The organism is Aeromonas sp. 603757 (assembly GCF_049171255.1).
Classification (GTDB): Bacteria; Pseudomonadota; Gammaproteobacteria; order Enterobacterales; family Aeromonadaceae; genus Aeromonas; species Aeromonas veronii_A.
In genome coordinates this window covers 17,956-42,214 of the sequence record NZ_JAAKOE010000019.1, presented here as the reverse complement: position 1 = coordinate 42,214, position 24,259 = coordinate 17,956, and the positions used below count along the sequence as shown (strand labels likewise).

Below are 24,259 nucleotides of genomic sequence, written 5' to 3'. Positions count from 1 at the left end.
CAACTCCCCCGGAAAAAAAGTGACTGACAGGGAGTCAGGATCCTGAGGGTTCCATTCCCCCACCTTTGGTTGGGACATTTTGTCCACCAGAGGAAACCAAAATGTCCCGATCGTCGGTGTGGGTTTGAGAATGGTTATCAGCCAGCTCGGGCGGCTCGGCGGCAGGTTCGCTGACAAGCGCCAGCGGTTCAGAGGATCCGCTGGCCGGATTGGCCGATTCGCTCTCCGGGGCGGTTACCTGATCTACCAGCCAGTTGCGCAGCCCGGCGGTCAGGGCCGCAGGCAACAATTCGGGCTGGCTGAAATCCTGGGTGTAGTCGTCGAGCCCATCCGGCTTATGGCTGCGAAACATGGCCCGCAGCGCCTCCTTGTCGGGGAGTTTTGCCTTGCCCGGCTGGGCTGTTGTTAGCTGCGGTTCGCCACTCTCGGCCCCCTCAACGGCAAGGGGTTCACAGCTCCCCTTGTCAGTGCTGACTACGGGGCTATCCAGCGATGTATCTGGAGTTTTACCTTCGCCACTGCCTTCGATGGGGGCGGCAACCGCCACGGGAATGGCCTCTTCCCGTGGCTGCAATGCCTGATGCTTGCGCGCCTCACTCTTGCGTGACGACCAGCGTTTGAGGAACTCACTCATGGGCGCGATTTCCGCTGTCACTGCCACGCTCGCGGCCATCGGGGCCGGTGGCTTTAACGGCGCCACAGCTGGCTTGATCTACCGTATCTCTTGATGTCGCTACAGCCGTATCGAGGCCCAGCTGATCCTGCGCCCGCCCCTTGCCCTTCTTGCCCTTGCGACGGGCCTCCAGCAGCTCGCCGTGGCGGCCGATAAAGGCCTCCACCCAGGCTTGCAGCGCTTCGGGCAGCGGGCAGGAGAGCACCTGCCGCTCGCCATCCATATAGGCGGCAGCCACGGTCTGGCTCAGGGTGAGGCCATCGGCCACAAAGCCACTGTCCACGCGGCTTCCGGTGACAAAGAGGCGGGGCGAGCCGGAGCTCAAATTGAAGCGATAATCCCCTCGTTCATCGCGAAACAGGGTAAGGGGCAAGGCACCGGCAGCCTCGGGCTCGGCGGGATGAAGCGCCGCAATCTCGAAACGGCGGCTCTGCCAGCGGCCAATCTGGCTGTCGATGGCCTTTAACTCCAGTTGCAGCCAGCGCTGCGGGGGCAAGGTATTGGTTGTCTCTTGCACTGTCACGGCTCCCATCAGAAGGTCTCTGCCGGGCCGCCCTCCCCCGTGATCCACCCAATTCGAGGCAGATCAGAGCAGGAGATTTATGGCGGCCACGGCCATCAATGGGATAAGACATAGCAAGAGTGGGGCCAAGGCCGGTCTGGTGGCCGATGGGGTTTGATGCGGGTTGGGTCGTCGTGCGGGATATAGGTTGGCGCGGGCGTAGGTTGGTGCAGAGCGCAGCGAAGCCCAACATGCGGCGTAAGACCAATCCGCCAGAACCTAATCAGCAGGGATGACGATAATCGAATAACACCGAATTATCCGATTATTGCCTTGATAAGAATGTTTGCGGTAAACGTTGGGCTTCACTTCGTTCAACGCCAACCTATTATTTAGCCCAAGATGCGAGATGATGGTGCTTCCCAGTAATTAACTCTTTGTCCGCATATCTAATCAGAACTGAATTTAGTGAAACTCAGCAGTAATAACTGTCTATTTAAATTACTCACACCAAACATCACATTTTTCTTGCATTCTTAAATTAAGTAATGTTGCACTTACACAAACACCATAGGGACTTCCATCAATAAAAATGACTTCATCTCCTTTTTCCCATCCTAAGCAATATGTCTGTGCTTCAAACTTCTCTCCGTTTATAATGAATAACTCATCATTGTGAGCCACTTCAATTTCATAACTATTATATTTTCCCCCTCGGTTCATAGTCCTAGGTGGTTGCGGAGGAACACTAGCAGATTTTTGTGGGATAGATTGAATTCCATGTAATGCTGCCGACTCTCTCTGAGCACATGAAATAAATAGACTCGGGCCAAGAGAAGGACTGCAAACACTTAGCAACCACTGACGCTGCTTTTCATTCAAAGATGAAATATCGAGACTAGCATTAGATACAGCAGTGCTTTCTCGGATAAGACAATTGATTGTCAAAGATGGCCCAAGAGAATCAGGGCAGCTACTTGTTATCCAAGTACGAATATCTGGTTGAAAATGTCCAAGATTAGGTTTTCCTTGCGATGCTGCAGATGCTTCACGTACAACGCAACTTGACCAAAGAGACGGACCTAAACTACTAGGACATGAACGATTGACCCAGTCGCGCATCTCTTGTGAGAGATTGGATAGTGCTGCATCTGGTGTTTGAGCAATGCACCAATGGGCCGTTAAAGCAATAAAAGCTGTTAATAACTGAATGAATTTACGCACATCAAACCCTTTTATCAGAGTTAACTGATATTTAATTTACAAAAATATCTATAGCGAATATTTTCATACCCTAATACCGATTTGTCTAGCAATTTCATGGTGAAATAGAGCATTCCGTATAATAACTACAGTTCATCAAACCCATGAGGCTCCCCTTCCGAATAAACAATCTGGAACAAAACTTGCTGTATCCCTTCCCTTAGATCCCGGCAACCGGTCGCGAGGGGCCCATGACACCGACCTTTATCAAAAGCAATGCTGCCGCCCAGCTCACCATGGCCGTCGAGGTGATGGATGAACAGGGCACAATGAACACCCGCCAAATAGCCTGTGAGCGGCCACTGACTGTCTACCTCAACTGGAAGGAGATAGTGACCCTGATGACGCTGGGGGCCCGCCCCGAGGCGCTGGTGCTGGGTTACCTTAAAAATCAGGGCTTTATCGAGGATATCTCGGCCATCGAGTCGGTGATCGTCGACTGGGAGAGCGAGGCCGCCGCCGTGGTGAGCAGCCAGCAGGCTGAAGATCTCGACAAATCGCTGGAGAAGAAGACGGTCACTTCCGGCTGTGGTCAGGGCACCATGTATGGCAGCGTGATGAAGAAGCTCGAAGGGGTGGTCTTGGCGGCGCCCGAGCTTAAACAGAGCACCCTCTACGCCCTGCTCAAGGCGCTGTCGGCCCATAACGAAACCTACAAGATGGCGGGTGCGGTGCATGGCTGCGCCATCTGCCGCGGCGCGGAGATCCTCTCCTTTGTCGAGGATGTGGGGCGCCACAATGCGGTGGATACCCTGGCGGGCGAGCTATGGATGCGCGGCGAGAGTGGCCACGACAAGATCTTCTACACCACCGGGCGACTCACCTCGGAGATGGTGATCAAGGTGGCGCAGATGGGCATTCCAGTGCTGTTGTCGCGCTCCGGCGTCACCCAGATGGGGCTGGATCTGGCCCGCCAGCTCGGCATCACCATGATTGCCCGCGCCAAGGGGCGCCATTTCGAGGTATTCAGCGGCCACGACCATATGGTGCTGGACGAGAAGCCGCCGGTGCTGGCGCCCAGTCCGGCTGGTCGCGGGATGCGGGATTAAGTCATGAACGAATTTATGAATGTGAAGCAGGTGGCGGAATACCTCGATCTCAACGAGAAGAAGGTCTACCAGCTCGCCAACGAGGCGCGCATCCCCGCCACCAAGGCGACCGGCAAGTGGCTGTTTCCCCGCTCCCTGCTCGACCGCTGGCTGCTCGGCAGTTGCCACGAGGGGGTGATGAACGACCGGCTGCTGCTGGCAGGCTCGGACGACGTGCTGCTGCACTACGCCAGCAGCTGCTTGGCCCAGCAGCTCGGCACCCAGGCACTGGTGGGCTACACCCCGTGCGGCACCCGTCAGGGGCTGGCGATGCTGGCGCGCGGCCATGTGGATCTCTGCGCCATCCACTGGGGGCAGGCCGAGGAGGCGCACCTGCGCCACCCGGCGCTGGTGCAGCAGTATCAGGGCCACCGGCAATGGGTGATCGTTCATGGATTTCGCCGGGTGCAGGGGCTGGTGCTGCGCCAGGGGTTGCAACCCAAGGAGGCGAAAGAGGCGCTCGACTGGCGCTGGGCCATGCGTCAGGAAGGCGCCGGCAGCCAGCGCGCCCTGCAGGAGTGGCTGCAAACCCAGGGGGAGTCGCTGACCCGGCTGGAACGCACCCTTGAGGTCAACAGCGAGCGGGAGCTGGCTGCCGCCATCAGCCGTGGCGATGCGGATGTCGGGCCCGGCGCCCAGAGCACCGCCACCGAGTTTGGCCTCGGCTTTATGCCCTTGTCGCAGGAGTGCTTCGATCTGGTGATGCCGCAGGGGGTCTTCTTTCGTACCCTGCTGCAACAGCTGATCGGCTGGCTGCAATCCCCAGAGGGGCGCGAGCTGGCGGCCCGCCTCGGCGGCTATGACCTGACCCAAAGCGGCAAGCTGGTGTGGAGTCCGCAGTAAATAACCACTCACCCACCGACAAAACAGCCCGCCAACCATGTTGACGGGCTGTTTTTATAACGGGCCTTTTTATAACAGCCTCAATCGCTTGTCTCACGCCCCTCGGCATTGAGCGCAATGCGCCACCCTTCCAGTTTCGCGGGCTCGCTGCCGCTGGGCAGCAGGGCGTGGCTGCGCAGCCGCACGGTAAAGCAGCTCCCCTGCCCCGGGGTGGAGTCCACCAAGAGCTCCCCACCCCAGCGACTGATGATGCGGTGGCTCAGGGCCAGACCCAGCCCGGTGCCGGTAGCGCGGGTGGTGAAGAAGGGGTCGAAGATCTTGTCGATAATCGCCGCTTCGATGCCGCTGCCGTTATCGATCACCCGCACCTCGGCCCCGCGCAACTGACCCAGTTCATCGACCCAGTCGCGGCTCTCGACCCGGATCTCCCCCTGCTCCCCCAGCGCGTGACTGGCGTTGACCAAGAGGTTTATCAGCACCTGCAACAGCTGCTGGCGATCCGCCTCGATGGGCTGCTGGGCCCTGAGATCGGCCACCAGCTCCACCTGCTGCTGGCGCAGGGCGGAACGCACCAGAGTCAGGCTCTCCTCAATGATGGGGTTGAGGTGCTGCCACACCGGCGCGGTCTCGTAATCGCCAGGGCGAGAGTATTGCAGCAAGCTGCGGGTGATGGCACGAATGCGCTCGATCTGGGCCAGCACCAGCGCCAGCTCTTCGCGCACCGGCTCGGCCGCTTCCCCCAGCTCCAGCTTCATCAGCTCCACATTGCCGAGGATCACCGCCAGCGGGTTGTTGATCTCGTGGGCCACACCGGCCGAAAGCTCGCCAAGGGCCGCCAGCTTCTCGCTGATCAGCAACTGCTGGCGCGCCTCGGTCAGCATATGGATATGATCTTCCAGCTCGGCAGTCTTGAGCTCGAGGCTTTGGGTACGCTCGGCCACCTTCTGCTCCAGTTCGTCGGCGCTGCGAGCCATCTGCTGCTGGTGCGCTTCTTGCCTGTCCAGCATGGCGTCAAACTGGCGACCGAGTTGGGCCAGCTCGTGATCGGGGTCGAGGGCCAGCGGGCCGATGCGGGCCGACTCCCCGGCCTGCACCTGCCGCACCACCTTGTGCATCCGCTCGATGGGGGTGAAGAGATCCCGCGCGCCGCGATAGACCAGCAGGCCGGAGAGCAGCAACAGCAGCACTACGCCGGAGCCCAGCTCCACCAGATTGGTGAGGTAGGTGCGGATGATGGGCCACTCGAGAAAGCCGACATAGAGCATGCCGAGCCGTTCGCCCCTAGCTCCCAGCAGCGGCTCGTAGCCAGAGACATACCAGGCGTCGTGGACGAAAGCGCGGTCTATCCAGATATCCCCCTGCCCCAGCACCTGTTCGCGCACCGGGGGCGAGACCCGGGTGCCCACCGCCCGGCCAACCTGACGGCTGCTGCTGACCGGCACATTGGTGCTCACCCGCAGATCATCGAGAAACAGGGTGACCGTACCTATGCTCCCCTCTGGCAGGGTGTTTTTGGCAAACACCTGACCCTTGATCTCATCCACCAGCCGGGTGCTGCCGTTAATCAGCTCCCCCCCCTCCAGCGCGGCCCAAAGGGATCCGTCGCGCCCCATCACAGGCGTCAATGACAGACTGATCAGCCCCCGGCTCTCCACCGCTTTGGTGCCATCCCGCTGCCACAGCACGGCTCGCTTGGCCAGTTGCGGGGAGAGGGCGAGCATCTCCTGCTGCGACCAGACCACGAAGTGACTGACGCTGCGTCCGGCATTCAGGGTCGTCAGCTCCTGCGCCGTCAGAGCCTGAAGCTCGGCGCCGCTACGCAGGCGCAGAAAATCGAGACCATAGTTGGCAGCCAGCGGCATCACCCACTCGTCCAGCCGGGTTGGTGACTCACGCAGCCGCAGCTGAAAAGCCCAGGCATCCCGAAGATGTTCGAGGTGCTCGGCCTGACGCTGCTGCTGCACGCTGACCGCATGATGGGCGACGCCAAGGTCGCTGCGCACCGTGGTGAGCAGGTTCTGCCAGCTGTAGGTGAGGGTCCAGTAGAGGGTGAGCGCAATCATGCCCACCAGGGTGAGCATGATGGGTACCGAGGTGAGCAACAGCAGGCGCCAGCGCACTTTGGTTCGCACGCAGCGGGGGAGCAGAGTCAGTTTCATCGCCACCCCATCCGATCACCCTTTATCATTCGATGGCCCACTCCTTGAACTTGCGATCCAGCGTCTTGCGCGCCACCCCGAGCACCCGGGAAGCGGCCGACTTGTTGCCATCATGGCTCGCCACCACTTGCAGAATATGAGCCTTCTCCACCTCCGCCAATGGCCACGCCAGCGGGTAGCCCGCCTCGCTCCCGCCGGCTTCGGCAGGCTTGACGCTCTGCCAATATTCAGCGGGCGGCTTGCCCAGCAGCAGGCAGCGCTCAATGAGGTTGCGCAGCTCGCGTACGTTGCCGGGCCAGGGATAGGCCTGCATCGCCACCACATCCTCGTGGGTCCAGCTCAAGGAGCCCATCCCCATCTCGGCGGTGAGCTGGCGGGTAAAGTGGTGTACCAGCGCGGGGATGTCGTCAATGCGATCCCGCAAGGGTGCAACCGGCAGCGCCACCACGTTGAGGCGATAGAAGAGGTCCTCGCGAAAGCGGCCCGCCTCCACCTCGGCCTTGAGGTTGCGATTGGTGGCGGCGACGATGCGCACATCCACCGACAATTCGCGCTCGGCCCCCACCGGGCGGATGGCCTTCTGCTCCAGCGCCCGCAGCAGGGAAGCCTGCATGGCAAGGGGCATCTCGCCGATCTCGTCCAAGAAGAGCGTCCCCTGATGAGCGACCCGGAACAGGCCGTCACGCCCCTTGCGGGCGCCGGTAAAGGCCCCCTGCACATGGCCAAACAGCTCGCTTTCCAGAAGCTCCGGGGCGATAGAGGCGCAGTTGAGGGGCACAAAGGCCCCCACCCGGCCGGAGAGCTGATGCAGGGCGCGGGCCACCAGCTCCTTGCCGGTGCCGGATTCCCCCTCCACCAATACGGCGGCGTTGGAGGGGGCCACTCTGGCGATCAGGGTCTTGAGCTCGCGGGTCTTGGCGCTGTCGCCGATCAGAGTGGGCGGGAACAGCTTGCTCACCTCCCGACGCAACAGCAGGTTCTCCCGCTCCATCTGACGGCGCTCGATGACCCTGTCCACCGCTTGCACCATCTGCTCCAGGTTGAAAGGCTTGAGGATAAAGTCGCTGGCGCCGAGGCGCAGCGCCTTGAGGGCGGTCTCCATATCACCAAAACCGGTCATGAAGATGATGTCGCTGCGACGGGTGCCGGGCTCGATAGCCTCGTGCCACTCGATACCGGAGCGTCCCGGCATCCGGATATCGGCGATGATGAGATCGAAGTGAAGGCGGCAGCGCAAGGCTTCCGCCTCCTCCACACTGGCGGCTGTCTCTATCTGGGCGAAACGCTTGGCCAGCGCCTTGGCCAGAAAACTGCGCATGCCGGGCTCATCGTCAACGATAAGCAGGGAGAGGGCAGACCAGAGACCGGGAGAGGCTGTCATGGAAAAAAGTACCTCGAATACAGGTAAGGTCGAAGAATGTCCCGATAACCGGAACCTTTGTGGGACATTTTGTCCTTCCCGCAGCAAAATCACCAACACCAATTATTAAAAGCGATAACCGGCTCACCTAATTGCCACCATTAAACAACTGTTTTTTAAGGGCAAAGAGCTAATCTCTGTTATCAGAATCAGTTTGGCACCCCGCTTGCTTGGTCGTTTCCTCTCTCACCGACCCTGAAAGTTGCATCACGATGACGATTAAAACCAGCCTCAAACGTTTTGCCCTCTCCCTCGCTGCCAGCCTGCTGATCGCCGGTGCGGCCCACGCCGAAGCGGATACCAATGCCACAAAAGCGCCGATCCGCCTCGCCACCACCACCAGCACCGAGCAGTCCGGTCTGCTGGGCTGGCTGCTGCCCCAGTTCACCAAAGAGACCGGTTATCCGGTGCAGGTGATGGCGGCCGGTACCGGCCAGAGCCTGAAGATGGGCGAAAACGGCGACGCGGATCTGGTGATGACCCACGCACCGTCTGCCGAGAAGAAGTTCGTTGATGCGGGCTTTGGCATCGAGCCGGTGCACCTGATGTACAACGACTTCGTCATCGTTGGCCCGGCGAAAGATCCGGCGGGTCTCGGCAAACTGCACGACGCGGCCAAGGGGCTGCAAGCCATCAAGGAGCAGGGCCAGATCTTTATCTCCCGCGGTGACGAGTCCGGCACCCACATCAAGGAGAAGACCCTGTGGCAGGCGGCTGACGTCAAACCCGAGTTTGCCGGTTACAAGTCCATCGGCCAGGGGATGGGGCCGACCCTGACCATGGCCTCAGAGCTGGGTGCCTACACCCTGACCGACCGCGGCACCTGGCTCGCCTACCAGAGCAAGCTGGAGCTCGCCGTGCTGCTGGAGGGTGACAAGCGCCTGTTCAACCCCTATCAGGTGATCCTGGTCAACCCCAACCGCTACCCGGATCTCAACACCGAAGGGGCCCGCACCCTGAAGAACTGGCTGGTCTCCGAGCATGGCCAGAAGCTGATCGGTGACTTCAAGGTGGCGGGTCAGGCGCTGTTTGTAGCGGATGCCAACGGGAAATAATGGCAACCCTGACCCCTGCGATGACCTTGCTGGCCCTCCCCCGGTTCGCTGAGGGAGGCGCCTGATGCCGACCCTGCTCGACACGACCGTATTGACGGCCCTCGCCCTGCACGATGAGAGAGAGGTCTGATGCCGACATTGATCGACACGACATTGGCGGCTCTCGCCCTGCTGTTCAGTGGTGACACTGAACTGTGGCAGGTGGTGGGGGTCTCCTTCTCCGTCTCCTGCATCGCCCTGCTGCTGGTGCTGCTGCCCGCCTTGCTGCTGGGCTTTGCGCTGGCCTATCTGCCGCTGCCCGGCCGCTGGCTCTGGCTCTCCTGCATCAATACCCTGCAATCGGTGCCGACCGTGGTGATTGGCCTCTTGCTCTACATGCTGCTGTCGCGGGCCGGCCCTTTTGGCGACTGGAAGCTGCTCTTTACCCAGCAGGCGATGGTGGTGGGGCAGATGCTGATCGCCTTTCCGGTGATCGCCACCATGGCCCACGCGGCGTTTGTCCAGAGCGACCGGCGTGCCTGGGAGACCGCCCTGACCCTGGGGGTCTCCTGGCCCAAGGCGCTGATCGGCCTGATGCACGAGTGCCGCTTTGGCCTGCTGGCCGCCATCATCGGCGCCTTCAGCCGCATCGTCACCGAGGTGGGCTGCTCCATGATGGTGGGGGGCAATATCCTGCACTTTACCCGCAATATCCCCACCGCCATCGCGCTGGAGACCCAGAAAGGGGCCTTCACTCAGGGGGTGGCCCTCGGCATAGTGCTGCTCACCCTCGCCCTCTTGCTCAACCTGCTGCTGACGGCCTGTCGCGGCCACAGCTATCTGAAGAACTGACCATGCCCCCACTGTGTACCAACAGGAGTACCCCATGGCCCTGACCGCCCACCAGCTAACGATGCGCTTTGGCGAGCGCCAGCTGTTCGAGATTGACCGGCTCGCCATCGCACCGGGGGATGCCATCTGGCTGCATGGAGCCAACGGGGTGGGCAAGACCACCTTGCTCAAAATCCTGGCGGGGCTGCTGGCACCCACACGCGGCCACACCAATCTGCCGGGGCGCTGGCAACAGCGGCTCAACCGGTTGCTCAAGCGGGATCTGGGGCCGGGCCGGGTTACCTATCTGCACCAGACTCCCTATCTGTTCGATCGCACGGTGCACGATAACGTGGCCTGGGCGCTGGATAAACAACTCGGCAGCGAGATCCGGGTGTTCGAGGCGCTGCGCCGGGTCGAGCTGGAGGGGTTGGCGCGGGAGCACATCAGCATTTTGTCCGGTGGCGAACGGCAACGGCTGGCGATGGCCCGTGCCTGGGCACTGCAACCGGCCTTTCTGCTGATGGATGAGCCCACCGCCAATCTGGATACACATTCGGTTGCCCTGATGGCCGCATTGGCGCAAGATCTGCGGGAACATGGCAGCGGCCTGGTCGTCATCAGCCACCAGAGCAACGCATTGACCTCCCTGTGCGAGCGGCAATGGACCCTCGCCCGTGGCCAGCTGCAAGAGACGACCCCTTTAAAAATCATCGAGCGACATGACTTCAAAAAGCGACAGCCACTCTGATCCCGTTGCCGTATCAGCAGTGATCCTGGCAGGAGGCCGCGCCACCCGGATGGGGGGCGAAGACAAGGGATGGGTAGCACTGGCGGGACGCCCTCTTATCGACCACGTTCTGGCACGGCTGCGCCCCCAGGTGGATGAGGTACTGATCAACGCCAACCGCAGTCAGGCCCGCTATCAGGCGCTAGCCCCGGTCATCAGCGATGACAACAACGACTATCTCGGCCCGCTGGCGGGCATGCAGGCAGGTCTTGCTGCCGCCCGTCACGACTGGGTGCTGTTTGTCCCCTGCGATGGCCCCGCCCTGCCGCTGGATCTGATGAGCCGCTTTCGCGCCGCCCTGACCCCGGATACCGAGCTGGTAGTGGCCCACGATGGCGACTGGTTGCAACCCGTGGTGGCCCTGCTGCACAAATCCCTGCTCCCCTCCCTCACCGCTGCGTTGGCAGAGGGAGAGCGCAAAATCGATATCTGGTTTGCCCGCCACAATATGGCGGTGGTGAGCTTTGCCGATCAGCCGGATGCCTTTATCAATCTCAATAGCCCTGCCGAGCTGGCCGCCTACGAGGCCCGTCTGCTTGCCCCGGCTATCGACCCCCAACAAGGAGTCACCTCATGACCCCGGCCCCCACTCTTCCCCTGCTTGGCTTCGCCGCCTGGAGCGGCACCGGCAAGACCACCTTGCTGGAGCAGTTGATCCCCCTGTTGGTGGATCGCGGCCTGCGCATCGGGGTGCTCAAACACGCCCACCACGACTTTGATATCGACCAGCCGGGCAAAGACAGCCATCGCCTGCGCAAGGCGGGTGCCAAGCAGATGATGGTTGCCTCCCGCCGTCGTCATGCCCGTATGATTGAAACCGAGCTGGCCGAAGCGGACTTTCGCCAGCTGCTGGCCAGCTTCGATCAGACAGAGCTCGATCTGCTCTTGGTCGAGGGGTTCAAGCACGAACACTTCCCGAAAATCGAGCTGCACCGCGCCGAGATTGGCAAGCCGCTGCTCTTCCCCGAAGACAGCGACATCATCGCGCTGGCCAGCGATCAGCCCGCAGAGACCACCCTGCCGCAGCTCGATATCAACGACCTTGAGGCTATCGCCGACTTCGTCTGCAGTTGGCTTGACGGCTGCCAGAGCAAGGAGCCGGAGGCGGGCAAGGGCTTTCTCTCGGTCGAGGCGGCCCGCAATGCCATTCTGGCGGCCCTCACCCCGAGCACGGCCTGCAGCGACAAACCGCTGGCCCAATGCCACGGCGCCGTGCTGGCCGCCGATCTGATAAGCCCCATCAATGTGCCCCCCCATGCCAACTCGGCGATGGATGGTGTTGGCCTTCGTAGCGACGATCTCGCCGCCGGTCGCTGGCAACTGGTGGGGGAAGTGCTGGCGGGCCAGCAGCGCCACGAACCTGTGCTGGCCGGTCAGGCGGTGCAGATCATGACCGGCGCCCCGCTGCCCCCCGGGGTAGATACCGTGGTGATGCGTGAAGAGACGCTGATTGAAGGTGAGTGGGTTACGGTCACCGCACCGATCCGCGCAGGGCAGAATGTGCGCCTCGCCGGCGAAGATCTCGCCAAAGGCGCGGTCGCCATTCCGGCCGGTACCTGGCTTGGTGCCCCCCAGCTGGGGCTGGCGGCATCACTCGGTCAAGCCAGTCTCACGGTGCGCACCCCGCTGAAAGTGGCGCTGTTCAGTACCGGCGACGAGGTGCAGGCGCCGGGCGAGCAGCTCGCCCCCGGCCATATCTTCGACAGCAACCGCTTCACCCTGATGGCCCTTATCCGCGCCGCTGGTTGCGAGGTGATGGACCTTGGCATCATTCCCGATGACAAGACCATTCTGCGCCAACAGCTGGAGCAGGCCGCCGCCAGCGCCGATCTGGTGCTGAGCTCGGGCGGTGTCTCGGTGGGCAACGCCGACTTTATCAAGCTGGTGCTGGCGGAGCTCGGCCAGATCGATTTCTGGCGCATCCAGATGCGGCCGGGCCGCCCGCTCGCCTTTGGCAAGCTGGGGCAGACCCCCTTCTTCGGCCTACCCGGCAATCCGGTAGCCGCCATGGTCTGCTTCCTGCAATTTGTCGAGCCTGCCATCGCCCGCTTGCAAGGCAAGCGGTGGCAGCCGCTGCGCCTCTCGGCGCTGGCGGACGAGAAGATGAAGAGCCGCCCGGGGCGCACCGAGTTTCTGCGCGGCATCTTCCATCAGGACCGTAACGGCCAGCTGCGGGTGCGCACCACAGGGCCACAGGGCTCCGGCATTCTCAGCTCCATGGCCGATGCCAACTGCCTGATCGAAATCGTACCGGATCAACCCGGGATAGCCGTTGGCGAGCGGGTCTGGATCCACCCCCTGCAGGGACGACTGGCCTAAATCCCGACGGGGCGTTGGCCGGATGCACGGCGCCCCGTCACCCACCTGACAGGAGGCAGACCGTGCGTCTTGATGCCCCCCTCTCCCGACTCGATCTGCTGGTCTATGGCCGCTACCGGATCGTACATGGCCTGCGCATTGCGCTCGCCTTTATGCTCACCTTTCTGCTGACCCGCGAGCTGAAACTGCCGGAGAGCACCTGGCCGCTGATAACCTTGGTGGTGGTGATGGGCCCCATCTCGTTTTGGGGCAATGTGCTCTCCCGCGCCCTGCAGCGGGTGGTGGGCACCATCTTCGGCGCCAGTTGCGGGGTGGTGGCGCTCTATCTCGAGATCTACTCCCTGCCACTCACCCTGATCTGGTGCGGCTGCATCATGTTCCTCTGCGGCTATCTGGCCCTCGGCAAGCGCCCCTATGTGGGGCTGCTGATCGGCATCACGCTGGGGGTCACCATGGGGGCCATGCCGGGGGATATAGAGACGGCGCTGTGGCGCAGTGCCGACGTGATACTGGGCTCCCTGCTGGCACTGCTCTTTTGCAGCATCTACCCCCAGCGGGCCTACAGCCACTGGCGGCTGCAACTGCACCAGACCCTGCAGCAGTCGGGGCGGCTCTATCACACTCACCTCTCCCCCAATGTGCTGGAGCGCCCGCGCCTCAAGCACAATCTCTCCCAACTGCTGGCCCAGACCGGCAAACTGCGGGCCCTGCTGGCACCAGCAGCCAAGGAGACGCGCCACAGCGTCGCCCTGTTTGATGCGGTGCAGGTCACCATGCGCAACACCCTCTGCACTCTTGAGATGCTGGCCAACACCTACTGGAACGATCGGGAGAGCCACTTCCTGATGCAGAGCACGGCTGCGCTGCAAGCCTGCCATCTGGCCACCGAGGAGGCGATCAACCAGCTTGCCCTGATGATGCAAACCGGCGACGGTCGCGGCGCAGATGCCGCCATCGCCCGCCTGCACGAGGTGGCGACCCAGGTATCGCTGCCGCCCAACGCAGAGGCAGCCATCAATGGCTACCTCTGGCTCAACGTCCAGCTGACCGAACAGCTCACCCACCTGCGCCGCCTGCTGGGGCTGATCCTCACCCCGCTCCATCGCAAGCAGCCGGACTAGACCCAATGCAAAACGCCCCGCAGTTGCGGGGCGTTCTTGTCGGCATAGGCACTGATGATCAAGCCGCCGTGCGGGCGTTCTCGCTCATCTGCTCCAGCTCTGACCGGGTCAGGGTAGAAACAAACTTGCCATCAAAATAGATATCCATCAGCTCGCCACGCTTCTCGCCACGCATCATGCTGCGGCGGCCATCCATATAGTGCACCTCCATCTGGGCGGTACTCTCGTCCGGGTAGCTGATCTCCACCTCGCGCACCCCTTGCGGCAGCATGGCCAGCGGCACCGTCTTGAGGGCCGGATCCAGGTGCTGGTTCACCTTGATCACCGGATTGGCCTTCATGTCCACCACTGCCGGGGATTTGCCGGTGATGGGGTTCTTGCCAGACCAGAACTCGATGGTATTGAAAATGAACAGGTCAGCGGTCGCGGCCAGACCGTAGACAGGGGAAAGCAGCATAAAGACACCGGCCCGACCGTAGCGGTTATCCACCACGCTCAGGTTGCCCTTGGTCACCATGCCGGAAAGCCCCATCTGCCCCATACAGCCGCCCAGCCCCATGCTCGCGACCATAACCAGCAGGGCCATTGCCCGCCCCTTCTGTTGTAAAGCCATCTTGTTCTGTTCCTGCTCTGAAATAAATGAGGCGGCAAGCCTAATCAAGGGGCCAGAAGAGGACAATTCACAATGGCGGGACGATACAGGAGGGGTTCAGATTGGCATATCAAGTGCGCAATAAATAAGCACCGATGGGATTATCATCCGATCGGTGCCTCGTTCAACAACCAATAACCGTCAGGAGCCGATGGCCAGATTGGAGACTGTCTCGGTCACATTGATGGCGCCCTGCTCGATCTGCGCCATTACGCCACTCACCTCGCCGATCTGCTCCTTGCCACGCTGGGCACTGGTGGCCACCTCATTGATGTTGCCGGTGATCTGGGCCGTCAGTTCGCGGTTTTTCTGAACCACGCTGGCGATCTCGCCGGTCGAGAGGGAGGTGCGCGCAGCCAGCTGACGTACCTCGTCGGCCACCACCGCAAAGCCGCGCCCCTGATCGCCGGCCCGAGCAGCCTCGATGGCTGCGTTAAGGGCCAGCAGATTGGTCTGCTCGGCAATACTGCTGATGGTCGAGACGATGGCTTCAATGCTTTTCGACTGCTCATTGAGCTGGCCAATCAGGCCGGAAGTGCGACTCACCTGTTCGGAAATGGCGCTGGAGATGGCAACCGATGCCGCCAGCAGTTCAGACCCGGTTTCGGCAAAGCGGGTGGTCTCCTGCGAAATGGTCTGGGCTATGTTGGCCGCCTCGCTCACTGCCTGGGCGCGCTTGATCCGCTCTGTCACCTCACTGGCAAACTTGATCACCTTGACCACCTTGCCGCTCTCATCCTTGATGGGGTTGTAGGTAGCCTCCAGCCAGATCTCGTTACCGTGGCTGTCACGGCGACTGAACAGCCCCGACTTGAGCTGGCCGTGGGCCAGATCGTCCCAGAAGTGGGGTTGCTCGCGATAGAAGCTCTCATCGCAAAACAGCCTGTGATGCTGCCCCTTGAGCTGCGAAAGGGAGTAACCGACGCAGGAGAGGAAATTCTGATTGGCCGTCACAATCTCCCCCTTGGGGGTGAACTCGATAATGGCGAGCGCCCGATCGAGTGCCGAGATGATCGCTTTCTGACGACTCAACTGCTGATAACTCTCGGTAATATCTGAGGCTATCTTGACGACCCTGACCACCTTGCCCTCAACCTTGATCGGGAAGTAGGTAGCCTCCAGCCACAACTCCCTGCCATGTTTGTCAATGCGCTGGTAGATGCCACTGTGGGAATGCCCCTGACGCAACTGTTCCCAAAACTGGGCGTAGGAGGATGACTGGGCGTAGTGGGCATCACAAAAGATCCGGTGGTGTTTACCAATCACCTCCTGCTCGCTATAGCCCACCACACTCAGAAACAGCGGGTTCGCCTCGAGGATCTCGCCACCTGGTGTGAAACTGATGGTAGCGACACCGACTTTTACTGCATCAATGAATGCCTGGGCCTGGGCCAACTGCATTTGACACGCTTGTAATTCCGCTTTGAGTTTGAAGTTGAACATCTTGCCCTGCCCCTCTGTTACCTGTTTACAACTACATCACATCTGCATGAACTTTAGACGAGAAACCAGAAGGATAACGGGGTCCCATCGATTAAGGTGCCAGATCCCACTCCAGATAGGCCGGATTGGCGACAAAGCCGATCCGCTCATAGAGAGGGCACCCCTGCTCGCTGGCATGGAGCCACACCTTTCCCAGCTGACGCGCTCGGGCAAAGGCCGTTATGGCATCGAGCAGCGCCGTGGCGATCCCCTGCTGGCGCCATTGTGGCCGCGTATACATGTTGAGCAGATACCCCCCCATCCCCGCCAGATTGCCGGGATAGGGCGGCCGTACAAACAATGCCAGCGTCCCTGCCGCCACGATCTGTTTGCCGTCCTCCTGCGTATCGGCCTCAGCCAGCCAGGATAAAGCACTCTCTTCACTCATCGCCCGGGTAAAGTAGTCAAGGGTGGCCTGCCACAAGGCCGGGTCTGCCTGCGGCGTCACCAGCTCACCCACCTCACAAAACAGCTCCATGCGCAGCGCCACCATTGCGGGAATATCTGCGGCCTTTGCCTGACGAATAATCATTGGCTGCTCCTTTTCTCTCATGGGAAATTTCGCCGGCCGTCATTATGACAAAGAGCGCCTTGTGGCGCTCTTTGTCATTGGGGAAATCACTGATAAATCAATGGTTGCGACGTGTCAGCCAGTGATCCAGGCTCAGCACACCACCGCCCCAGATGATCAGGGTCAGCAGCATCCAGCCCCACAGCTGGTGATCGTAAAAGCCGCCCGCCCAGAGGGTCGGGTAGGAGATCACCGCCATGATATTGAAGCCAAACAGCAGTAAGGCGGCCGGGCGAGTAAAAAGCCCCGCCAGCAGGAAGAGCGGCAACAGCAGCTCGGTCGCCGTACCCAGATAAGCAGCCCACAACCAGGGCAGCAGGGGCACCTGATACTCGGATTCAAACAGATAGAGGGTGGAATCCCACGCCGTCAGCTTGAGCCAGCCTGAAGTGAAAAAAACCGAGGAGACCCAAAGCCGCGCCAGCAACAGCACACCAGCGCTGCTCCAGCGCGGCAAATCACCACTCGAGCTGGCCAGCGCCAGCCATTTGTTTGCCATCATGGCATTACCTCCATATCCACCAGCAGACCAAGGGTTATCAGGCGAGTGAGATGTTCACTGGCCGCAGGGTCGGCCGCAAGCAGATCGACCAGCGCCGTACCAGCGAGACAACCCTGTAGCAGCACCCACTCACCCGCCGTCAGGGGCAAGGGGGCAACCCGGCAATCCGGCTGTTTCTTCAATGCCAACCAGACGGGGGCATCAAGCACCTCCACCGCTTCACCACCGTGCAGCGCCATCTGCCACAGGGCCAGCACCGGATAATCGCTGGCAACCAGCAGCAGATCCGTGGCTGGCAAGAGTCGCAGCCGCTCCCATTGTTGCGGCGATAATGCGGCCAGACGCTCGGCTGGCCAGCAGCGTGATTCCAGCGGCAGCAGACTGGCACGCTCAAGCTGCCATTCGAACTGAGCCAGCGCCTCCAGCCAGGGCAGTCCGGTTGTAGTCGGCAAGCGGGCCAACCATTGACCAAATCCAGCGCCATAGTGCATGACGCTCCCTTCCCTGAGCGGCTCGGCCAATACGAAGCCACGGGCCGCCGCTGCAAAAAAGTCATCCCCGACCATAGCCTTGACGGCGGGATAACTGCTCGCCAGCACCTCGCCAAGGCTCAGGATGAAGTGGTTGCGATAGACCTGCAGCACAGACTCGGCAGAAAAGAGCCGGGAGCTGATGTGAGGGGAAATGGCGTCAGGCACCCCCAGCAGACCATCGGCAAAGTGCTGTTGCAGTTGTGCCAGTTCAGCCATGGGCTACCTCCCGTGGCGCACTCATGGCGCGCGCCTCATCCAGAATGGCACTGGCCTGCGCCGCCTCTGCCAGCAAGACCGGCAGCGGCGGGATCTCGAGGTCCCACTCAATCAGGGTGGAAATGGCCTGCTTGCGGCAGATCTGGCGATAGAGTTCCCAGACCGGCTCCACCACAGGGGCGCTGTGGGTATCGATATAGAGGGAGCCTTCCGGCAGCTGCTTCTCGGTATAACCGGCCAGATGGATCTCCCCGACGGTGGCGAGATCGATCGCCGCCAGATACTCATCGCAAGAGAAACCGTGATTGAAGGCACTGACATAGAGATTGTTGAGGTCGAGCAGGATGCCACATTCGCTGCGCTGCTGCAGCTCGGCCAGAAATTCCCACTCGCTCATCTCCCCGGGCAGTTGCAGATAGGAGGAGGGATTTTCAATCAACATGCGGCAACCCAGGGTCTGTTGTACCTGCTGGATCTTGTCGCTCATGTTGCGCAGGGAGGCGCGGGTATAGGGCACCGGCAGCAGATCGTTGAAGTAACGCCCGCCAATGCTGCCCCAGCTGAGATGTTCGGAGATCCGTACCGGTTTGATCGCCGCGGCCAGTGTCGACAACTGCTGCAGATGGTGCGGATCGAGCGGGTCGGCAGAACCGAGGGACATGCCAACGCCGTGAAGACTGACGGGGTAGTGCTGCGCCAGTTCGGCGAGCACCTGAAAACCGTGACTGTGCCGTTCGAAGTAATTTTCACTATGCACCTCCAGCCAACCGACTGCCGGCAGGGTTTGCCGGATCTCGTCGTAATGGGGAGTGCGTAATCCGATACCAATCAAAGAGTTCATCGCAAGACTCGCTTTCGCCAACCAGAGAAGATGCAGGGGGCGACCCATTGGCCATCCCCTGCCCGATGTCTCTTACTTGGGTTGCAGCGAACCGCCGACCAGCTTCTCGCACAGCCCTTTGGGCATCACCACAAAGGCATCACCCTGAGCATCTTCCTTGGCAGTACCGGCGCAGGAGCTGCTCTTGGTCGCACAGTCATTTTTGCTGGCCTTGACCACGCCGTAGCACTTCTCCTTTTCATCGGCAGCCATTGCTGGTGCCGCGATAAATTGGGCGCCCAGCGCCAGCAGACCGGTCATGGCGGAGGCGATAGCAGTGCTTTTTTTAACATTCATGTTCATGTTCCTTTTGATGTCGTTGGATGTTGCTGATATCCCCGATTTGTCGCAACCGGGTACCTGCAATAGAACCGGCAAACGGAATATTCCCTTTCAAAAAAACACAAAAAGAATTAAATAATCCAAATAAGAACAATCAAGCAATTGATTTTAAACAGCTATTTCATCATTGATAATTTCTCGACGACCACCCATTAATGAACGAGTAAAGTGCCATATGGTGCTTTCATCCCGTTAATCTTCTTTACAGCTTCCATCAAAAAAGATGCGTCAGACATAAAAAAGCCCCGCCAACAGGCAGGGCTGGATGCAACTTTAAAGAAACAAGAAATAAACAATCGGAGTGGTGTTGGGAGCCAGGAGTTGCGGCAAGCAGATAAAAAAAGAGACAGCTTTGGCTGTCTCTTTTTGCACATGGTGCGAATGGGGTTTAGTAGAAGATCCGCTCGCCACGCTCGCTCATTTTGAGCCAAACCGGTTTGGTGCTGGTTTTATTCCAGATCCGGTGCAGATAGCTGTAGAAGCGGGCACGATCGCTGCGAAACAGCATCACGGGGAAAGCCAGAATGCCCACCAGCAATACATAAATGCGACGAAGAATAATCTGAGTCAGGGAAAAGGGATGAAACATGATGTAACTCCTTACTGGTAAGACCACTGAACAAAGATTACCCCACTCCATGTAGGATTACTACATCACCAACGCATTTTTTTATAAAAAAATGGTGAAAAACGGGAAATACTGAAAACGGGTTACGTCATTAACCAACAGTTAACAAACTTGCGAAAATCGTGCGCTTTGCCACAGTTATCAGGGGAAAAACATGCAGTAGGGAGACACGCATGAAACTGCCGGAAGTGGCACTGCTGGTGCTGATGGTTGCCCTGACACGGGCACAACTGGAGGAGTGGCAACTGAATCGGGAAGATGCCATCGTGCTGGCCGAACGGGGCGTGCCCACCGTCAGCCTGTGGCAATGCGGCACACTGAAGCAACGGATTGCGGATCTCAACCAGCACAGTGCCGAGGTGCAGTTTCAATATCGGGGGCAAAACATGGCGGACGTGAGCCACTATCTCGAGCGCGAGTGGAAACAGGCTGGCTGCGAGCAGTTACTGGTACAGCAAGGATACTGACCAATGCTCATACTCGAAGAGTGATGATTGAGATGAACAGAGAGAATATGGAGGCACGTTCCGGAGTCGAACCGGACTAAACGGATTTGCAATCCGCTGCATAACCGCTTTGCTAACGCGCCATGCTGACAAGACTGGTCGTCTTGAAAGTGAATTCCATCGTTGGTGTGATGGAAAATTGGAGCGGGAAACGAGACTCGAACTCGCGACCCCGACCTTGGCAAGGTCGTGCTCTACCAACTGAGCTATTCCCGCGTTACTGCTTTCGTGCCAGTTGCCTGACAACGAGGCGCATTATACGTACCACGAGCGCCAGCACAACCCCTTTTTCGCAATTTAAGCCTTGATGCAGACTGTTTGCTCAGGGTTTAAACGCCTTGCTGCATTTTTCTCCAGCCAGCTGTGACCCACCAAGCGAATTTGGGATAAAGTCGTTGAAATGATTACGCTTTCGTTCGAGACTTGAGCGGCTTAATAACCGGATTCTCAATTGAAAATCACAAGATGAAATGGATCTTCACGCTTCGTGGGCTCAGGCCGCAGTTAATGCTGGCTTTTTTCATGTTGGGCATGGTGCCCTTTTTGGTCATCACCCTCTTCTTCCTATACAGCCACGGCAAGGATCTCACCACCCAGACCTCCAACCATCTGGTCTCCGTTCGTAATATCAAGAAGAGTCAGCTCGAGGATTACTTCAACAACCTCAAAGAGCAGATCATCAACTTCTCCCAGCAGGATTTTGCCGGCAACAGTATCGGCCGTTTCTATGGCTTTACCGGCGCCTTCGAGAAGCTGGGCACCACGCCGCAGGAGGCCCGCAGCCGCGCCCAGGCCCGCTATCTGCCCGGCTCCTGGGATCAACTGCGCAAACCGGACAGTCAGGTAGAGATCGAACCCTCCATCACGGCGCTTATCCTCGCCGACGAGATGTATGGCCGGGTGCACCAGCGTTTTCATCGCGGCTATGCCGACATGGTGCGCAAGTCCAACTACAGCGACATCTTTCTGGTGGACCTTAACGGTGATGTGGTCTATTCGGTCACCAAGCACCCTAACTTTGCCACCAATCTGCTCTCCGGCCCCTACCAGGGCAGTGGCTTGGGCCAGACCTTCGCCAAGATCAAACGCCGCCTTGATGGCGGCCAGAAACCGCAGCAGATCTTCGAGTTCACCGATTTTGGCCGCAACGAGCTGACCGGGCAGGTGGTCGCCTACATGGCAGCCCCCGTGATGCAGTACGACTATGTGCGCGGTGTGGTGATTTTCGAGCTGCTGCCGGACAAGCTCAACCAGATCATGGCGGAGCGGGAGGGGCTGGGCGAGACCGGCGAGACCATCCTGATCGGCCCCGACAAGCGGATGCGCGCCGATGCCTGGCTGGCGCCGGAGTTCAGCGTCGAGAACAGCTTCAGCCCCAACTTCCGGCCGCTGCAAACGCCCCTCATCACCAAGACGCTCTCCGGCGAGCAGGGGGTCGGGCTGTTCCACTCCTATCAGGATGACGAGGTGCTGGCCGCCTACACCCAGGTAAAGGTGTTCGATACCGAGTGGGCCTTTATCGCCGAGATCTCCACCCGGGAAGCCTATGCCCCGATCCGCCAGCTGGAGACTCTGGTGATTGTGCTGGGCGCGGGCTCGGTGCTGCTGCTGATCCTCTTCTCCCGCTGGCTCTCTCACTCCATCACGGCGCCGCTGCGCTCCCTGACCGAAGCGGCCGAGCAGGTGGCCGACGGCGCGCTGGATCACCCCATCGCCATCGAGCGCACCGGCGATGATATCGACCGGCTGGCCGAGGCGTTTCGCCATATGCAGCGCTCGGTGAAGGACAAGATCGAACTGATCGAACAGCAGACCCAGGAGCTGCAACAGCAGGTCAAGCTGACCCACAAGCAGAACCTCAGCCTGCAGCAAGCGGACAAGCTCAAGGATGAACTGCTGGCCAACACCTCCCACGAGCTGCGTACCCCCATTCACGGCATCAAGGGGATGGCCGAGTCGATGCTCGCCAGCCAGCAGGATTTGACCGAAGGGCAGCAAAAGCAGCTCGGCCTCATCATCAAGAGTGCAGACGGCCTGGCCCGTCTGGTTGACGATCTGCTGGACTACCACCAGATGCGCTACGGCCAGCTGGAGATCCACTCCCAGCCCGTCTCATCCAAGGGGGTTATCCGGCTGGTGCTGGACCTCTGCCAGCATCTGGTGCAGGCCAAACCCCTCACCCTGGTGGATATCAGCCCGGCCGAACTACCGCCGGTGCTGGCCGACGAGCAACGACTCGAACAGGTGCTCTACAACCTGGTGGGTAACGCCATCAAGTACACGCCGCAGGGCAAGGTGGTGCTCAGTGCCATCGTCGAGAACAACTTCCTGCGCATCAAGGTCACCGACACCGGCATCGGCATTGCCCCCGATCATCTGGAACACATCTTCGAGCCGCTGGTGCAGATGAGCCCGGAGGTAAGCAAGCAGGGGGCCGGCCTTGGTCTCTCCATCACCCGCCAGCTGGTGCACCTGATGGGGGGCGAGCTGTTTGTCGAGAGCGAGCCGAGCGTTGGCTCGACCTTCGCCTTTACCCTGCCCCTTGCCACCGGCAAAGCGGCCAATCTGACTCTCGACAGCCGCCAGATCGAGCATCAGCTGGTGCGCCAGCAACCGCTGATCCTGCCGAACTGGGAGAGCGACGATCTGCCCCCTCCCCCCGAGGATGCTCCGCTCATTCTGGTGGTGGATGACGAGCCCATCAACCTGCACATCCTGCGCCATCTGCTGCAGCCCTGCGGCTACCGCATCCTGCCCAGCAGTGACGGCCACGATGCGCTGGCCAAGCTGGCCGAGGTGCAGGTGGACCTCATCCTGCTCGATGTGATGATGCCGACCCTTTCCGGTTTTGACGTCTGCCGTCGCCTGCGCCAGCAACACCCGAAAGATATGCTGCCGGTGCTGCTGCTCACCGCCCTCAACCAGCCCAAGGATATCGAGGAGGGCTTCGGGGCCGGAGCCAACGACTATCTGGTCAAACCCTTCTGCAAAGAAGAGCTGTTTGCCCGGGTCAAGGCACTGCTGGAGGCCAAGGCCGGACGCGCCTCGCTGGTAGAGAACCGGCTATTGAAGCAGGAGATCGAACATCGCCTCACCCTGCAGGAACGACTGCATCAGGATCAGCAGCGCCTGCTGGCCCTGCTCGGCGAAGGGGCCGACCCCATGATCTTTATCGACGAGCAGGGCACAGTGCTGTTTGCCTCCCGGGTGATGGCACGCCTGCTGGGGCAGGAGCCGGAAGCCATGGAGGGGCAGCCCCTCAATGAGTGGCTCGCCACCCCGCTGCAACAGCAGTGGCCCGACCTTGCCAGCGAGCGGGAACACAATCTGGAGTTTCTGGTGGCCGGGCAAAAAGATGTGCTCAACGCCCGTGCCCTGCCCATCGCACTCGGAGGACAGGCCGCTTTCGCCCTCACTCTGAGTACCGAGCTGCGTCAGGATGAGAACCGGGTAATGGCGCTGGAGAACGCCCTCAAGAACCTCTCGCGGCAAGCCATCATCGAAGATGAACAGCTGCTGGGCGAGCTGAGCCGCCTGGGTGGCGAGTTCCGTTCGCTGGCCGACGACCTCATTCGCCAGCAGGATGACGAGCCGCTGCGTCGGGCGCTGGTAGAGACCATGCAGCTCACCCTGGATGCCTGGCAGCAGGGGACCGGCAAGGGCAAAATCGTGCTGGCGGAGAAGAGCAAGCTGTGGCGGGTCTATATGGACAGATCCAGCCCGCAGACCCGCACCCTCGACAAATACCTGAGTCTGGACACCCTGCCCAAGTCGCCACGCTGGAAGACGGTCGTGGCCACCACCGAGTATGTGCTGGGCCACTGCCCGCTCAATGACCACCAGCGCCAGCAGTTACAGCACAGCGCCCAGACCCTGCGTCAACTCGCCAACCGCAAGCCGTGAC

Annotated in this window: 23 protein-coding genes and 2 tRNA genes; 10 read left to right on the top strand and 15 right to left on the bottom strand. The window is 60.3% G+C overall.

Annotated elements, in window-relative coordinates; genetic code table 11:
* Positions 1 to 34: 34 nt before the first annotated feature.
* The 3 genes from G5332_RS16650 to G5332_RS16640 all read right to left on the bottom strand — a co-directional run bounded on the left by G5332_RS16650 (position 35) and on the right by G5332_RS16640 (position 2,399).
* Positions 35 to 634 carry a DUF3306 domain-containing protein gene (locus tag G5332_RS16650; RefSeq protein ID WP_421203042.1) on the bottom strand — a complete coding sequence of 200 codons (600 nt, stop codon included), beginning with the start codon at positions 632 to 634 and terminating at the stop codon, positions 35 to 37.
* Positions 627 to 1,205, bottom strand: a complete 579-nt coding sequence (locus G5332_RS16645) for a DUF3305 domain-containing protein (protein WP_421249308.1) — start codon at positions 1,203 to 1,205, stop codon at positions 627 to 629. Before G5332_RS16645 ends, G5332_RS16650 begins: the two co-directional genes overlap by 8 nt.
* Before the next feature lie 471 nt (positions 1,206 to 1,676).
* Positions 1,677 to 2,399, bottom strand: a complete 723-nt coding sequence (locus tag G5332_RS16640; RefSeq protein ID WP_421249307.1) for a hypothetical protein — start codon at positions 2,397 to 2,399, stop codon at positions 1,677 to 1,679.
* Between the two features lie 230 nt (positions 2,400 to 2,629).
* Between G5332_RS16640 and G5332_RS16635 the strand changes: the two genes are divergently transcribed.
* Both G5332_RS16635 and G5332_RS16630 read left to right on the top strand, forming a co-directional pair.
* Complete coding sequence (locus tag G5332_RS16635) at positions 2,630 to 3,487, top strand: formate dehydrogenase accessory sulfurtransferase FdhD (RefSeq protein ID WP_323968682.1); 858 nt, start codon at positions 2,630 to 2,632, stop codon at positions 3,485 to 3,487.
* A 15-nt stretch (positions 3,488 to 3,502) separates the two neighbouring features.
* Positions 3,503 to 4,369, top strand: a complete 867-nt coding sequence (locus G5332_RS16630) for a helix-turn-helix transcriptional regulator (protein WP_323968810.1) — start codon at positions 3,503 to 3,505, stop codon at positions 4,367 to 4,369.
* 80 nt (positions 4,370 to 4,449) lie between these two features.
* Here the strand turns inward: G5332_RS16630 and G5332_RS16625 are convergent, their stop codons facing one another.
* Together G5332_RS16625 and G5332_RS16620 are read right to left on the bottom strand one after the other, a co-directional pair.
* Positions 4,450 to 6,528 carry a sensor histidine kinase gene (locus G5332_RS16625; RefSeq protein WP_421249305.1) on the bottom strand — a complete coding sequence of 693 codons (2,079 nt, stop codon included), beginning with the start codon at positions 6,526 to 6,528 and terminating at the stop codon, positions 4,450 to 4,452.
* 25 nt (positions 6,529 to 6,553) lie between these two features.
* On the bottom strand, positions 6,554 to 7,909 hold the full coding sequence (locus G5332_RS16620; protein WP_421249304.1) for a sigma-54-dependent transcriptional regulator: 1,356 nt from the start codon (positions 7,907 to 7,909) through the stop codon (positions 6,554 to 6,556).
* A 251-nt stretch (positions 7,910 to 8,160) separates the two neighbouring features.
* Here G5332_RS16620 and G5332_RS16615 point away from each other — a divergent pair, with 251 nt between their 5' ends.
* The 6 genes from G5332_RS16615 (at position 8,161) to G5332_RS16590 (ending at position 14,043) form a co-directional block, all read left to right on the top strand.
* Positions 8,161 to 9,003, top strand: a complete 843-nt coding sequence (locus tag G5332_RS16615; protein ID WP_111900510.1) for a substrate-binding domain-containing protein — start codon at positions 8,161 to 8,163, stop codon at positions 9,001 to 9,003.
* Positions 9,004 to 9,132: 129 nt separating this feature from the next.
* Positions 9,133 to 9,834, top strand: a complete 702-nt coding sequence (locus G5332_RS16610; protein WP_019446238.1) for an ABC transporter permease — start codon at positions 9,133 to 9,135, stop codon at positions 9,832 to 9,834.
* Between the two features lie 34 nt (positions 9,835 to 9,868).
* On the top strand, positions 9,869 to 10,564 hold the full coding sequence (locus G5332_RS16605; RefSeq protein WP_019446237.1) for an energy-coupling factor ABC transporter ATP-binding protein: 696 nt from the start codon (positions 9,869 to 9,871) through the stop codon (positions 10,562 to 10,564).
* Complete coding sequence (gene mobA, locus G5332_RS16600) at positions 10,536 to 11,180, top strand: molybdenum cofactor guanylyltransferase MobA (protein WP_111900511.1); 645 nt, start codon at positions 10,536 to 10,538, stop codon at positions 11,178 to 11,180. Before G5332_RS16605 ends, mobA begins: the two co-directional genes overlap by 29 nt.
* Positions 11,177 to 12,922, top strand: a complete 1,746-nt coding sequence (locus G5332_RS16595; protein WP_421203032.1) for a bifunctional molybdopterin-guanine dinucleotide biosynthesis adaptor protein MobB/molybdopterin molybdotransferase MoeA — start codon at positions 11,177 to 11,179, stop codon at positions 12,920 to 12,922. Before mobA ends, G5332_RS16595 begins: the two co-directional genes overlap by 4 nt.
* 62 nt (positions 12,923 to 12,984) lie before the next feature.
* Positions 12,985 to 14,043: an FUSC family protein gene (locus G5332_RS16590; protein ID WP_421249303.1), complete on the top strand. Its 1,059-nt coding sequence runs from the start codon at positions 12,985 to 12,987 to the stop codon at positions 14,041 to 14,043.
* 58 nt (positions 14,044 to 14,101) lie between these two features.
* Here the strand turns inward: G5332_RS16590 and G5332_RS16585 are convergent, their stop codons facing one another.
* From G5332_RS16585 to G5332_RS16550, 8 genes are all read right to left on the bottom strand, one after another.
* Positions 14,102 to 14,656, bottom strand: a complete 555-nt coding sequence (locus tag G5332_RS16585) for a DUF3332 domain-containing protein (protein ID WP_227342168.1) — start codon at positions 14,654 to 14,656, stop codon at positions 14,102 to 14,104.
* 180 nt (positions 14,657 to 14,836) lie between these two features.
* Positions 14,837 to 16,138 (bottom strand): methyl-accepting chemotaxis protein, encoded by a 1,302-nt coding sequence (locus G5332_RS16580; RefSeq protein WP_421249302.1) that lies wholly within the window; start codon positions 16,136 to 16,138, stop codon positions 14,837 to 14,839.
* Between the two features lie 91 nt (positions 16,139 to 16,229).
* Positions 16,230 to 16,709 carry a GNAT family N-acetyltransferase gene (locus G5332_RS16575; RefSeq protein ID WP_421311392.1) on the bottom strand — a complete coding sequence of 160 codons (480 nt, stop codon included), beginning with the start codon at positions 16,707 to 16,709 and terminating at the stop codon, positions 16,230 to 16,232.
* Between the two features lie 97 nt (positions 16,710 to 16,806).
* A complete protein-coding gene (locus tag G5332_RS16570) occupies positions 16,807 to 17,250 on the bottom strand; it encodes a DoxX family protein (protein ID WP_421311390.1) in 444 nt (147 codons plus the stop codon).
* Positions 17,247 to 17,999 (bottom strand): putative DNA-binding domain-containing protein, encoded by a 753-nt coding sequence (locus G5332_RS16565; protein WP_421311388.1) that lies wholly within the window; start codon positions 17,997 to 17,999, stop codon positions 17,247 to 17,249. Before G5332_RS16565 ends, G5332_RS16570 begins: the two co-directional genes overlap by 4 nt.
* Positions 17,992 to 18,840, bottom strand: a complete 849-nt coding sequence (locus tag G5332_RS16560; protein ID WP_421311387.1) for a DUF692 domain-containing protein — start codon at positions 18,838 to 18,840, stop codon at positions 17,992 to 17,994. Before G5332_RS16560 ends, G5332_RS16565 begins: the two co-directional genes overlap by 8 nt.
* A 72-nt stretch (positions 18,841 to 18,912) precedes the next feature.
* Positions 18,913 to 19,176 carry a DUF2282 domain-containing protein gene (locus tag G5332_RS16555; protein ID WP_005334862.1) on the bottom strand — a complete coding sequence of 88 codons (264 nt, stop codon included), beginning with the start codon at positions 19,174 to 19,176 and terminating at the stop codon, positions 18,913 to 18,915.
* 433 nt (positions 19,177 to 19,609) lie between these two features.
* Complete coding sequence (locus tag G5332_RS16550; RefSeq protein WP_005334863.1) at positions 19,610 to 19,810, bottom strand: YbfA family protein; 201 nt, start codon at positions 19,808 to 19,810, stop codon at positions 19,610 to 19,612.
* Between the two features lie 212 nt (positions 19,811 to 20,022).
* Between G5332_RS16550 and G5332_RS16545 the strand changes: the two genes are divergently transcribed.
* On the top strand, positions 20,023 to 20,316 hold the full coding sequence (locus G5332_RS16545; protein WP_005347702.1) for a hypothetical protein: 294 nt from the start codon (positions 20,023 to 20,025) through the stop codon (positions 20,314 to 20,316).
* 48 nt (positions 20,317 to 20,364) lie between these two features.
* Here G5332_RS16545 and G5332_RS16540 read toward each other — a convergent pair.
* Both G5332_RS16540 and G5332_RS16535 read right to left on the bottom strand, forming a co-directional pair.
* A tRNA-Cys gene (locus tag G5332_RS16540) sits at positions 20,365 to 20,438 on the bottom strand.
* A 57-nt stretch (positions 20,439 to 20,495) separates the two neighbouring features.
* Positions 20,496 to 20,571 (bottom strand) — tRNA-Gly (locus G5332_RS16535).
* Between the two features lie 249 nt (positions 20,572 to 20,820).
* Here G5332_RS16535 and G5332_RS16530 point away from each other — a divergent pair.
* Positions 20,821 to 24,258: an ATP-binding protein gene (locus tag G5332_RS16530; protein WP_227342161.1), complete on the top strand. Its 3,438-nt coding sequence runs from the start codon at positions 20,821 to 20,823 to the stop codon at positions 24,256 to 24,258.
* The last annotated feature ends 1 nt before the right edge of the window (position 24,259 follow it).